This is a genomic window from Duganella aceris (genome assembly GCF_011090165.1).
In the GTDB taxonomy this organism is placed as follows: domain Bacteria; phylum Pseudomonadota; class Gammaproteobacteria; order Burkholderiales; family Burkholderiaceae_D; genus Rugamonas; species Rugamonas aceris.
The window spans coordinates 110,913-123,601 of the sequence record NZ_JAADJT010000012.1 but is presented as its reverse complement, the minus strand read 5'-3'; the positions used below and the strand labels follow the sequence as shown (position 1 = coordinate 123,601).

The following is a 12,689-nucleotide window of genomic DNA, read 5'->3' as shown; positions in this document are numbered from 1 at the left end:
ATCTGCTTCATACAACACACAGGAAGAAGAACAATGCACAAGCAACCCAGAATCAAGAATCGCCAACTGCTGTCGGCGCTGAGCGCCATCGGCTTCGCCTGCTACGGCCAGGTGCACGCCGCCGACGCGATCGACAACGCCGAAAATCCGGCCGCGCTGCAAACCGTCACCGTCACCGCGCAGAAACGCGCCGAGCTCGCGCGCGACGTGCCGGCGGCCGTGTCCGCGTTCAGCGGCAAGGACTTGCGCGAAGGTGGCGGCAACCTGTCGGCGGGCGCCGTGATGGACCTGGTGCCCAACGCCTCCGGCCCGACCAACGACGGCCACGTCCGCACCCGCTGGTGGATACGCGGCATCGGCAGCGGCGATCAGTCGAGCAACCTGGTGTCGCCGGTCAGCTTCTACATCGACGAGGTGTACCTGAACTCGCCGCTGCTGAGCGGCGTGCCGCCGTTCGACGTGCGCCAGGTCGAAGTGCTGCGCGGCCCGCAAGGCACGCTGTGGGGCAAGAACACCACCGGCGGCGCGGTCAGCTTCACCACCAACAAGCCCAGCTTCAAGCCGGAAGGCTATCTGAAGGCCGAAGTCGGCAACCATGATTCGCACATCGTCGAAGCGGCCGCCGGCGGCGCGCTCAAGGAAGACGTGCTGGCCGGCCGCATCTCGCTGTACAGCGACAGCAGCAACGGCTACGCCCGCAACACCTTCCAGAACAAGGCGGTGGGCAAGAAGGAGGAGGACAATCTGCTGCGGCTGCAACTGCTGGCCAATCTCGGCCCCGACCTGCAAGCGCTGCTCAGCTTCCACGCCCGCGACTACCACGGCAGCGGCGACGCGCTGCAAGGCCTGGGCCTGGGCGCCGGCGGCACCAACCTGTACGGCTACGTGCTGCCGCCGCTGGGCACCGCCGACATCGCCACCAACGCGCCCGGCAACGATCGGCTGCGCAACCAGGGCGCGGCGTTGACGCTGCGCTGGAGCCTGGGCCGCAACGAACTGACCTCGATCAGTTCCTTCGAGCGGGTGGAACGCCTCATCAACAGCGACGGCGACGCCACGCCGCTGGAAATCAGCCGCAGCCACGCCGAGATCACGGCGCGCCAGGCGGCGCAGGAGCTGCGGCTGGCGTCGCCGCGCAGCGACCAGCTGAACTGGATCGCCGGCCTGCACTATTTCAAGGAGACGCTGGACAACGACAGCGCCGCCGGCGCCCTGCCCGGCGCGCAAACCATCAAGACGCCGACCGGCACCATCCCGTTCACCTACAACAATACGCGGCTGCACCAGGACACCAGCAGCTACGCGCTGTTCGGCAGCGCCACCTACAACTTCAGCGAGCGCTTCAACCTGACCGGCGGCCTGCGCTGGACTTCGGAGACCAAGGAGATCGCGCTGGACCGTGTCGCCAACAGCGGCGCGGCGGCCTACCGCAACACCGCCAGCTGGTGGCAGCGTTCGTCGGTGTCGTCGGCGCTTGCCACCACCGCCGCGCAGAACGACGAGCACACCTGGAAGGCCGCGACCTGGGACCTGACGCCGCAATACAAGTTCAACCAGGACGTCTCGGCCTACCTGCGCGCGGCCAAGGGCTTCCGGGGCGGCGGTTATAACGGCGGCGTCACCACCCAGTCCACCGTGGCCGTGGTCAGCCCGGAATACCTGACTTCCGGCGAGGCCGGCCTGCGCACCGCCTGGCTCGACAACCGCGTGACCGCCGACGTCACCGCCTTCTATTACGACTACAAGAACGTGCAGCTGAACCAGGTGGTCAGCACGCCGACCGGGCCGGTCTCGCGCCTGACCAACAGCGCCAAGGCCAAGGCGCACGGCGCCGAGTTCGAACTGGCGGCGCAATTGACGCAGGGCCTGCGCCTGAACGCGGCGGTCGGCCTGCTGCGCAGCGAATACACCGACTACGGCGCCTTCACCGGCAACGAATTCGGCCGCGCGCCGCACGTCAACGCGCTGCTCGGCGCGGAGTACCGCCAGGCGCTGGCCAACGGCGGCGAGGCACTGCTGTCGAGCAACTGGAACTACCGCAGCCGCTACTTCTTCGCCACCAACAACGAGACCGATCCCAACCAGCAGCAGCCCGCCTACACGGTCGGCAACCTGAAGCTGTCGTATCTGCCGCCGGGCAAGAAGGTGACGCTGACCGTCTATGTCAACAACCTCACCGACCGCTTCTACAAGACCAACGCCATCCCGTACGGCAACAACGTCATCGGCTATTCCAACAGCGATCCCCGCACCTTCGGCCTCAGCGCCGTCTACCGCTGGTAAGCCGGCAAAGGAACTCCACATGAAAATCAAACTCATCGCCGCCGCCTGCGCCCTGCTGGCGTTGCCGCCCGTCGCAAGCGCCGCATCGCCCGAGATCGAGCGCCTGATCGCGGCCGCCACGCCGGGCCTGATCGCCATCCGCCACGACATCCACCAGCATCCCGAGCTGGGCAACCGCGAAACCCGCACTTCGGCGCTGGTGGCCGAGCGCTTGCGCAAACTGGGGCTGGAGGTGCGCACCGGCATCGCCCGCACCGGCGTGGTCGCGGTGCTCAAGGGCGGCCTGCCCGGTCCGGTGATCGGCCTGCGCTCCGAGCTCGACGCCTTGCCCGTGACCGAACTGAGCGGCCTACCCTACGCCTCCACCGTCAAGACCGAGTACGACGGCAAGCAGGTCGGCGTCGGCCACGTTTGCGGGCACGACATCCACATCGCCATCCTGCTCGGCGTGGCCGAGGTGCTGGCGGCCGACCGCGGGCATCTGCGCGGCACGGTCAAGTTCATCTTCCAGCCGGCCGAGGAAGGCGCGCCGGAGGGCGAGGAAGGCGGCGCCGCGCTGATGATCAAGGAAGGAGTGCTGCAGGCGCCGACCCCGGAAGTGTTCTTCTCCACCCACGTCGGCGCCGGCAAGGCGGGCGCGATCTCGGTCAGCCGCGACCGCACCACGGCGGCGGCGGACGTGTTCGTCGCGCGCGTGATCGGCAAATCCACCCATGCCGCGATGCCGTGGCGCGGCGTCGATCCGGTGCCGCCGACGGCGCTGGCGATCCTGGCGCTGCAGACCATCCCGAGCCGCCAGTCCGATTTGTCGTTGCCGCCGCCGGTGATCTCGATCGGCAAGATCGAAGGCGGTGTGCGGCAGAACATCATCCCGGGCGAAGTCCGGCTGGAGGGCACCATCCGCAGCGTGACCAAGGCGCAGCGCGACGATGTGGTGGCGCGGCTGGAGCGCACCTTCAAGGACACGGCGGAAAGCGCCGGCGCCAGCGCCGACTTCAAGCTGGTCGGCGCCGGCTATCCGGCCGGCTTCAACAACGCGGCGCTGGTGGACCGGCTGCTGCCGGTGCTGCGCGCGGCGTCCACCAGCGGCGAGGTGCGGATCGCGTCGGGCGTGTACGCGGCGGACGACATGGCGGAATTCAGCACCCGCATCCCGAGCGTGGGCTTCGGCCTGGGCGCCACGCCGGACGGCGTCGATCCGCGCACGGCGGCGTCCAACCACTCGCCGTATTTCGTGGCCGACGACAGCGTCATCGCGGTCGGGGTGCGCGCCTTCACCGAGCTGATCGCCGCCTACGGCGAGCCAGTCCGGACATAGGCGACCCGGCGACCGCGCCGCACCGCATCGGCCAGGCAGCAACAATTCACACCGATTCGCGGCGATTTACTCGCCGGCGCGGCGCCGGCCGCCGATCATGGCGCGTTCACCTTCGTCACCCACCAGGAGCGTTCCATGTCAGCACAAATTCACGTCGCGGTCATCTACCACAGCGGCTACGGCCACACCGCCAAGCAGGCCGAAGCGGTAGCGGCCGGCGCCGCCTCCGCGCCCAACACCGTCAGCACGCTGATCGCGGTGGCCGACATCGACCAGCACTGGGAGGCGCTGGAAGGCTACGACGCCATCATCTTCGGCGCGCCGACCTACATGGGCAGCGCCTCGGCGCAGTTCAAGGCCTTCATGGACGCCACCTCGCGCACCGTGTTCGCCAAGGGCTCGGTATGGAAGGACAAGATCGCGGCCGGCTTCACCAATTCCGCCTCGCGCTCCGGCGACAAGCTCAACACCCTGCAGCAGATGGCGATCTTCGCGGCCCAGCACGGCATGCACTGGGTCAACCTGGGCCTGCCGCCCGGCCACAACGCCTCGACCACCACCGAAGACGCGCTGAATCGCCACACCTACTTCCTCGGCGCCGGCGCCCAGAGCGACGCCGACACCGGCCCCGACCAGGGCGCCACCGAATCCGACCTGAAGACCTCGGCCCACCTCGGCCGGCGCGTGGCCACGGTGGCGCTGGAACTGTCCACCGGCCGTCAGGCGCTGCGATCCAGGGACTGAATTTGTCCGCAGGTCGTGTTACGGCTTTGATATAGAATGATAAAAACAACAAAAGTTCTCCACCATGGCGGTAACACGGCTCGGCAAGCGCGATATTTTCCGATGGCAGACGTGCCGGCTGCTGCTTTCGTGCCTGGTGTTTCTGGCGCCGGCCGCGCGCGCCGCCACGCCCATCGACCGCCACCACGCCGCATGGACCGCGCGCGACGGCGCGCCGACGATGGTCATGACCATGGCGCAAACCAGCGACGGCTGGCTGTGGCTGGGCGGCCCCAACGGCCTGTTCCGCTTCGACGGCGCGCGCTTCGAACGCTACGCCGATCCGGCCGCCCCGCTGCCGGCCAACAGCGTCAGCATCCTCAGCGCCCAGGCCGACGGCGATCTATGGATAGGCTACCGCTTCGGCGGCGCCAGCAGGCTGACGCATGGCCGGCTGCGCAACTACGATGAGCGCGACGGCCTGCCGAAAAACACCGGCCTGTGGGGCATCCAGCCGGACGCCGGCGGCCGCATGTGGGCCGCCACCGCGATCGGCATGTACCAGCTCGACGGCGAGCGCTGGCATGCCGCCGGCGCCGCCTGGTCGCTGCCCGCCGGAAAATACGAGACGCTGATGCGCGACCGCCATGGCGTGCTGTGGGCGCAGGGCGAGTCGGGGGTCTACACGCTGGCCCCGGGCGCCGCGCGCTTCGCCAGATTGCCGGTGGATAGCGGCGTCGGCGTGCCGATCCAGGTGGTCGACGGCAGCGTCTGGAGCTGGGACGCGCTGCACAACCGCCTGAACCGCCTGAGCGCGCCGGAGCACGGCGTCCGGCCGCGCGCGTGGAAGCTGCACGGCGAAGTCAACACGCTGCTGTTCGACCGCGCCGGCGAGCTGTGGGTCGGCCGCCGCGACGGCGTCGAATACCACACCGCGCAGGGCGTGGCCCGCACCGGGCCGCCGCAAGGCTTGAGCGGCGGCGCGGTCGGCGCGCTGCTGGAAGACCGCGAGGGCGATATCTGGGCCAGCACCGCCACCGGCATCGACCGCTTCCGCCGCCAGCGCGTCTCCAAGGTGTCGATGCCGGACAATCCCGGCGAACAGACCCTGGTCGCCGACGACGACGGCGGGGTCTGGGCCGGACGCTTCCACGTGTCCCGTCCCGGCCATGGCGCGCCGCCGCTGAAGGCGCTGTGGCCGCGCTCGCCGGTGGCGTTGGACAATCCGGTCAACTACGCCTACCGCGACCGCGCCGGCGTGTTGTGGAGCGGCGCCTACAACGGCCTGTGGCGCACCGATGGCGCCGGCAGCGCGCGGGTGCCGCTGCCGGACGGCGTCGGCGGCGGCACCCAGTTCAACGCCATCGTGATGGACCGCGCCGGCGGGCTGTGGGCAAGCATCGCCTCGCGCGGCCTGTTCCGGCTGGGACCGGACGGCGCGTGGCAGAAACAGGACGGCCGGGGCGGCCTGCCGGACGAGGCCGCGCGCAGCATGGCGGTGTCGGACGGGCAGGAACTGTGGATCGGTTATCAGCGCGGCCGCCTGATGCGGCAAAGCGCCGACGGCTGGCGCGGCTACGGGCCGGCCGAAGGGGTGCGGCTCGGCGTGGTGATGGCGCTGCTGCCCGCCGGCGGCCGGGTCTGGGCCGGCGGCGAGAACGGCCTGGCGCTGCTGCGCGGCGAGCGCTTCAGCGCCGTCACCGGCGGCGACGGCCAGGCCTTCGAGGGCATCACCAGCATCGTCGAACTGGACAACGGCGATTTGTGGCTGAACGCGGTCTCCGGCCTGTTCCGCATCGCCGCCGCCGAAGTCGCCAAACTGACGGCGGCGGCCGACTACCGGGTGCGCTACGAGCGCCTCGACGGCCTGGACGGTCTGGACGGCACGGCGCCGCTGCTGCTGCCGGCGCCGTCGCTGGCGCGCGCCGCCGACGGCCAGTTGTGGGTCACCACCACCACCGGCGTGTTCCGCTTCGATCCGGCGGCGCGCAACGCGCCGCAGCCGGCGCCGCCGGTGCAGATCCGCAAGATCGGCCCGCCCGGGCAAGCCCGGCCGGCGCTGGCCGGCATGCGGCTGGCGCCCGGCACCACCACGCTGCAACTGGACTACACCGCCGTCGCGCTGGCGATGCCGGAGCGGATCCGCTTCCGCTACCGCCTCGACGGCGTCGATGCGCAATGGCAGGAGGCGGGACGGCGCCGCGCCGCCTACTACAACAACCTGGGCGCGGGCGACTACCGTTTCCGCGTACAAGCCTCCAACGAGGATGGCGACTGGCCCGCCGAAGCCGGCACGCTGGACTTCAGCATCGCCCCCACCGTGGTCCAGACCTGGTGGTTCAGGGGCGTGTGCGCGCTGGCGGCGCTGGCGATCTGCTGGGCCGCCTACCGGCTGCGGCTGCGGCGGCTGATCGCGCAGCTGGCCGGGCGGATGGAGGAACGCGTCAACGAGCGCGAACGCATCGCGCGCGAGCTGCACGACACGCTGCTGCAATCGATCCAGGGCTTGATTCTGCGCGTGCACGCCGCCGCGACCCGGCTGCCCGAGCCGGAACCGGCGCGGGCGCTGATCGAACAGGCCCTGGAGCACGCCGACGACGTGCTGCATGAAGGCCGCGACCGCGTGCGCGGCCTGCGCAACCACGACGCCGACGAGCAGACCCTGGCCGCGGCGCTGACCGAAGCGGCGGCCCACCTGCGCGCCACGGCGGAGGCGCCGCTGCTGTCCCTGGTAGTGGCCGGCCCCGTGCATGCGCTGCATCCGGCGATCCAGCAGGAGATCCTGTCCATCGCCTGCGAGGCCATCGCCAACGCCTACCGGCACGCCGGCGCCAGCGCGATCAATGCGCAGCTGCGCTATGGCGCGCGCGAGCTGCGCGTGATCATCCGCGACAACGGGGTCGGCATTCCGCCGGCGGTGCTGGCCACCGGCGGCCGCCGCGACCACTGGGGCATGCCGGGCATGCGCGAGCGGGCACGGCGCATCAAGGCCAAGCTGACCGTGTGCGGCGCGGCGGGCGGCGGCACCGAATGGCTGCTGGTGCTGCCTGGCGCGATCGCCTATCGGGCGGGGCCGCGCCGGTCCTGGCTGCGGCGGGCGGCGCCGGCCTGACGCGGCGGTTCGTACCAACTTTCCAGCGCAACCCTTCGATGGATTCGCACGAGTTTGCGCGCCCGGCACGGGGCCACGGGCGTGGCCGCTTTCCGATGATGCAATGTTGTCGCTTTCGCCCGAATTCCGGCCGAGGGGGCGTGCTAGCCTGATCTCACTGTCTGCCCACTAAACCTGAGGAGAATGAGATGTCGATACTGAATAAGCTGAACATTGGAAAACGTTTGCTGCTGGGTTTCGCGCTGATTCTGCTGTGCGCGCTGATCGCGGTCGGCGCTTCGCTGTCGCGTCTCGGCGCCGTGGCGGACGCCAGCCGCGAACTGCTTGAGGAGCCGCTGGCCACCGAACGCCTGGTCAGCGACTGGTATCGCGTCATCTATGCCGGCATCCGCCGCAACCTGGCCATCATCAAGAACAGCGACGGCACGCTGGCCGAATTCTTCGCCGAGGAGGTCGCCGCCTCGACGCGCGAATCGCAGGCGCTGCAAAAGCAGATCGAGCAGCACATCGATACGCCGCGTGAAAAAGTCTTGTGGCAGGAATTGCTGGAAATGCGCAAGAACTATGTCGGCGTGCGCGACCAGGCCATCCTGCTCAAGCGCCAGGGCAAGACCGAAGAATCTGCGGCCTTGTTCGACGCGCGCTTCGCGCCGCTCGCCCTCGCCTACGGCAACAAGCTGCAGGAGCTGCAACAGGAGGAGCGCGACCACATCACCGAGATGGCGGCCGGCATCCAGCAGATCTACGCCAGCAGCCGCCAGCTGATGGCGCTGCTGACCGGCTTGATGGTGACCTTCGTCATCGTTTGCGCCTGGCTGATCTCGGTTTCGATCACCCGTCCATTGAGCCAGGCGGTGCAGCTGGCGCGGCGCGTCGCCGAGGGCGATCTGAGCGCGGTGATCCGCAGCGAGCACCGCGACGAGACCGGCCAGTTGCTCAGCGCGCTCGGCGACATGAACGCCAAGCTGGCGGCGCTGGTCAGCGGCGTGCGCACCAGTTCCGATTCGATCGGCGTCGCCTCGCGCGAGATCGCCAGCGGCAATGCGGATCTGTCGGCGCGTACCGAAAGCCAGGCCAGCGCGCTGGAGCAGACCGCCAGTTCGATGGAGGAGCTGACCAGCACCGTGCGGCAGAATGCGGAGCATGCGCGTCAGGCCAATGCGCTGGTGCTGGCGGCCAGCGACGTCGCCGGTCGCAGCGGCGCGGCGGTGCAGGATGTGGTGCAGCGCATGAGCGGGATCCTGGGCAGTTCGCACAAAATTGAAGAGATCATCGGGGTTATCGATGCCATCGCTTTCCAGACCAATATCCTGGCCTTGAACGCGGCGGTGGAGGCGGCGCGGGCCGGCGAGCAGGGGCGCGGGTTCGCGGTGGTCGCGACCGAGGTGCGCAACCTGGCGCACCGCAGCGCGGCGGCGGCCAAGGAGATCAAGGGGCTGATCACCGAGTCGGTGGCGCAGGTGGAGCAAGGCAGCAGGCTCGCCGACCGCGCCGGCCTGACCATGCGGGAGGTGGTCGACAGCGTGCAGCAGGTGACGCTGATCATGAACGACATCGCCGCGGCCAGCCGCGAGCAAAGCGATGGCATCGACCAGATCAACACGGCGGTGCTGGAGATGGACCATATGACCCAGCAGAACGCGGCGCTGGTCGAGGAAGCGGCGGCGGCGGCCGAGAGCATGAAGGATCAGGCGATGTCGCTGGTGGCGGCGGTCAGCATCTTCAAGCTGGCGCCCGCCGCGCCGGCATCGCCCGCGTCGCGCCGCGCTCCGGCGGCCGCGCCCCGCCAAGCGGCCCAGACCTTCCACGCGGTGCGCGACGTGCCGGCGGCGGCGGCGCACCGGCTGCCTGGCGTGCAACACGGCGTCGCAGCGGCCTGATGCCATGCGCCCCCCACGCATCCCGCTGGCCGCGCTCGCCCTGGCCACCCTCGCCGGCGCGACAACCGATGGAGCCCCCGCCGGCGCAGCCATCGCCCCCCTCGCCGCGGCAAGCGCCACGGTGGCGGCTGGCCGCGCCGCCTGGGCCGTTGCGGCGCCGCGCCACGTGACAAGCGCCACGGTGACGGCGGCTGGCGACGGCGCCTGGGCCGTTGCGGCGCCGCGCCACGTGACAAGCGCCACAGTGACGGCGGCTGGCCGCGACGCCTGGGCCGTTGCGGCGCCGCGCCACGTGGCAAGCGCCTCGGTGACGGCGGCTGGCGGCGGCGCCTGGGCTGCGGCGGCGCCGCGCCACGTCTACGTGCACAACGTGGCGCCGTTCGCCTTCAACGAAGATGGCGCGTACCGGGGCCTGTTGTACGACATGCTGACCGAACTCGGCCGGCGCACCGGCAACGCCGGCGCGGTCAATCCGGTGCCGCTGCGCCGCGCCCAAGCGATGCTGCAAAGCGAACCCGGCGCGATGGCCACCCTCGCCCGCTTCCCCAAAATCGAACACGACTACCGCTGGCTGTGCAAGCTGGCCGACGACAAAGTCCTGCTGCTGGCCCGCACCGGCAGCGGCGTCGACATCTCGTCGGCCGAGGCGGCCCGGAACCTGCGCGTCGGCGTCCTGCTGGGCGGCCCCGGCGAAGCGCTGGCGCGGCGCCTCGGCTTCACCCGCATCGAAACGGTCAGCCTGTCGCAGAACAACGCCCGCAAGCTGGCCGCCGGCCGCATCGACGCCTGGCTCACCACCTGGAACATCGGCCGCTTCGAACAGCTGCGCACCGGCGGCCGGCTGGACGCGCTGCGCAGCGGCGCGGTGCTGAAGACGGCGGAACAATACCTGGCCGCGCCGCTCGGCATGGACGACCGCACCGCCGCACGCTGGCAGGCCGCCTGCGCGGCGATGCGCCAGGACGGCACCCACGAACGCATCGCCCGCCGCTACGGCCTCGCCAATTCAGTCGATCACACAGACGTCGCGGCCGTCAAGCAGCGCCGACGCCAGCTTCCCGTCGCGCAGACGCTCAAGCCACCAGCTCAACGCGCGCCCCTCGCGGTCGCCGCGCCAGGCCACGTACAGGACGTTGGGCTCGCGCGGATCGACGGTCTGCTTCTCGACCAGATCGCCACGCTGCAATAAGGTGGCCACCCGCTTGCGCGGCACCCAGCCCACGCCCAGTCCCAGACACTGCGCATGGATCTTGGCGCGCATGCCCGGCACCGCCAGCGTGCGCTGGCCATTCAGCATGCCGTATCCCCGCCCCTGCGTCTCGCGCGACGAATCGGCCACCACCACCGCGCGGTGCGCCTGGATCGCATCGCGCGCCAGCGGCCCCTGCACCCGCGCCAGCGCATGGCTGGGCGCGACCGCGAACACCCAGTCCATCCGCCCCAGCTCGAACCAGCGCAGGTCGGACATGCCGGGCGGCTCGTTGGTCGCGCCGATGATGACGCTGGCGCGGCCGTCGCGCAAGGCTTCCCAGTTCCCGCCCAGCACCTCGGTGGTGAAGCGCAGGTCGACGCCCGATTGCAGGCGGTCGAAATCGGCGATCAGCGGCGACAGCAGCTCGAAGTCGAAGATCTCGTCGCTGACGATCCACAAGCGCTCTTCCCAGCCGCTGGCGATCTGCTTGACCCGCTGCGTGATGCGGCACGCCTCCTGCCGCACCCGCGCCCCCTCGTCGGCCAGCAGGCAGCCGGCCGGCGTCAGCTCCAGCCGATAGCGGCGGCGGTCGAACAACAGCGCGTCGAAGCGCTCCTCCAGCTGGCGCGCGGCGTAGGAAATCGTCGACGGCGCCTTGCCCAGCTTGGCGGCGGCGCGCGACAGGCTGCCGCATTTGCGGATGGCGTCTATCAGTGCGAGCTCTTCTTCGGACAGCATGGCGGACCTTTCGACTAGGGCGACGGCTCATTGTAGCAAGCCGGCGCGGCGGCGACGGCCTTGAACAGACGCTCCAGCGACGCCTCGGTCTCGCGCCGCAGCTTGGCCTGGTCGACGCCGCGCAGCTTGCCGCCGCGCTTGCGCACCCGGCCGGCCACGATCACGGTATCGACGTCGCCGCGTTCGGCCGCGTGCAGCACCGCGCCAGCCGCGCTGTGCGCCCCCATCAGGTGCAGCCGTCCGGCGTTCAGCAGAATCAGGTCGGCCTGCTTGCCCGGCGTCAGGCTGCCGGTGCGCTGCGCCAGGCCGGCGCAACGGGCCCCGTCCAGCGTCGCCGAGCGCAGGACCTGGCGCACGTCCACCGGCGCCGGCGCATGCGATGCGCCCTGATGCCGCGCCGCCTGCGCCATCGCCCGCTGCACGAAGAAGGTGACCCGCATTTCGGTGAACATGTCGCCGCCGTACGCGGCCTCGGTGCCGGTGCCGAGGCCCGGCCTGAAGCCGTGCTCCAGCGCCGCCTGGTAGGCCGACACGCCGCCCTCCAGCGCGTACTGCGCATCCGCGCGCGACGCCGCCGTCACCCGCACGCCGGCCGCGCCCAGCATGCGCCATCCCGCTTCCGGAATGCTGGTGCAGTGGTTCATGATGTTGTCCGGCCCCAGCGGACAGGTCGCCTCCCAGCGCCGCATCATCGGCGCCATCACGCCCAGCAATTCGCTCAGGATCGGCAAGCCCAGCCGACGCGCCAGCGCCCAATTGGCCTGGTCGGGCTGCGAGTACATGCCCAGCGTCAGCAGCTGCCGCTCGCTGGCGAAGCGCACCGCCTTCAGGCGTTCCAGGTCGCGCGGCCATTGCTGCTGCCACGGCCCGGCCAGCGGCCGCCCCGGCATGAACAGCACGCGCAGGCCGGCAGCCTGATAGGCGTCGACGGCGGCGTCGGTGTGGGCCGCGCTGCGCGCGTTGTCGCACGGGTCGATGATGGTGGTGATGCCGGCGTCGAGACAGCTGACGGCGGTCAGATAGCAGCCCGCGTAGATGTCCTCCGGACGGCAGTGCGGCGCCAGCGAAAAGTGCACCGTGTTCAGGTACTCGTCCAGCGTCGCCACGTCCGGCATCAGCATCCGCAGCCCGCCTTGCCAGCCGGGCCGGTGCGCGTCCACCAGGCCCGGCATGGCGAGCATGCCGGTGGCGTCGATCCGCACCGCGTCCGCCACCTCCATGCCGGCGCCGACCGCGACGATCACTTCGCCGTCGATCAGGATGTCGCCGGCGTTCAGGTCGCCGATCGCCGGATCCTGGCTCAATACGGTCGCGCCCTTGATCAGGAGACGCCGGCGTGACGGTTGCAACGGCATGCCCACTCCTTTTCGCGCTGTGACTGGATGTCACTCACAGTAAGCAACTGGCCGGCGACGGGCGAGTGAATAAGTGTGAATTCCTGCG

7 protein-coding genes are annotated in these 12,689 nt (G+C 70.3%); 5 read left to right on the top strand and 2 right to left on the bottom strand.

The features are described from left to right. The first annotated feature begins 33 nt into the window (after window positions 1–33). The 5 genes from GW587_RS24170 to GW587_RS24150 all read left to right on the top strand — a co-directional run bounded on the left by GW587_RS24170 (window position 34) and on the right by GW587_RS24150 (window position 9,316). The gene (locus GW587_RS24170) at window positions 34–2,283 is read left to right on the top strand and encodes a TonB-dependent receptor (protein ID WP_166107417.1); all 2,250 of its coding nucleotides are present in this window, start codon (window positions 34–36) and stop codon (window positions 2,281–2,283) included. A gap of 19 nt (window positions 2,284–2,302) precedes the next feature. Then, window positions 2,303–3,601, top strand: a complete 1,299-nt coding sequence (locus GW587_RS24165) for an amidohydrolase (protein ID WP_166107415.1) — start codon at window positions 2,303–2,305, stop codon at window positions 3,599–3,601. 135 nt (window positions 3,602–3,736) lie between these two features. After that, complete coding sequence (locus GW587_RS24160; protein WP_166107413.1) at window positions 3,737–4,345, top strand: flavodoxin family protein; 609 nt, start codon at window positions 3,737–3,739, stop codon at window positions 4,343–4,345. A 64-nt stretch (window positions 4,346–4,409) separates the two neighbouring features. Continuing rightward, on the top strand, window positions 4,410–7,436 hold the full coding sequence (locus GW587_RS24155) for a sensor histidine kinase (protein WP_166107411.1): 3,027 nt from the start codon (window positions 4,410–4,412) through the stop codon (window positions 7,434–7,436). 188 nt (window positions 7,437–7,624) lie between these two features. Further along, window positions 7,625–9,316 (top strand): methyl-accepting chemotaxis protein, encoded by a 1,692-nt coding sequence (locus GW587_RS24150; RefSeq protein ID WP_166107409.1) that lies wholly within the window; start codon window positions 7,625–7,627, stop codon window positions 9,314–9,316. A gap of 1,006 nt (window positions 9,317–10,322) precedes the next feature. Here GW587_RS24150 and GW587_RS24140 read toward each other — a convergent pair. Next, on the bottom strand, window positions 10,323–11,246 hold the full coding sequence (locus GW587_RS24140; protein ID WP_166107406.1) for a LysR family transcriptional regulator: 924 nt from the start codon (window positions 11,244–11,246) through the stop codon (window positions 10,323–10,325). A gap of 14 nt (window positions 11,247–11,260) precedes the next feature. Beyond that, a complete protein-coding gene (locus GW587_RS24135; RefSeq protein ID WP_166107404.1) occupies window positions 11,261–12,601 on the bottom strand; it encodes an amidohydrolase family protein in 1,341 nt (446 codons plus the stop codon). Window positions 12,602–12,689 lie beyond the last annotated feature (88 nt).

Coding starts and splice junctions, on each gene's coding strand:
- GW587_RS24170 (WP_166107417.1), top strand. CDS start 34: ATGCACAAGCAACCCAGAATCAAGAATCGCCAACTGCTGTCGGCGCTG.
- GW587_RS24165 (WP_166107415.1), top strand. CDS start 2,303: ATGAAAATCAAACTCATCGCCGCCGCCTGCGCCCTGCTGGCGTTGCCG.
- GW587_RS24160 (WP_166107413.1), top strand. CDS start 3,737: ATGTCAGCACAAATTCACGTCGCGGTCATCTACCACAGCGGCTACGGC.
- GW587_RS24155 (WP_166107411.1), top strand. CDS start 4,410: ATGGCGGTAACACGGCTCGGCAAGCGCGATATTTTCCGATGGCAGACG.
- GW587_RS24150 (WP_166107409.1), top strand. CDS start 7,625: ATGTCGATACTGAATAAGCTGAACATTGGAAAACGTTTGCTGCTGGGT.
- GW587_RS24140 (WP_166107406.1), bottom strand. CDS start 11,246: ATGCTGTCCGAAGAAGAGCTCGCACTGATAGACGCCATCCGCAAATGC.
- GW587_RS24135 (WP_166107404.1), bottom strand. CDS start 12,601: ATGCCGTTGCAACCGTCACGCCGGCGTCTCCTGATCAAGGGCGCGACC.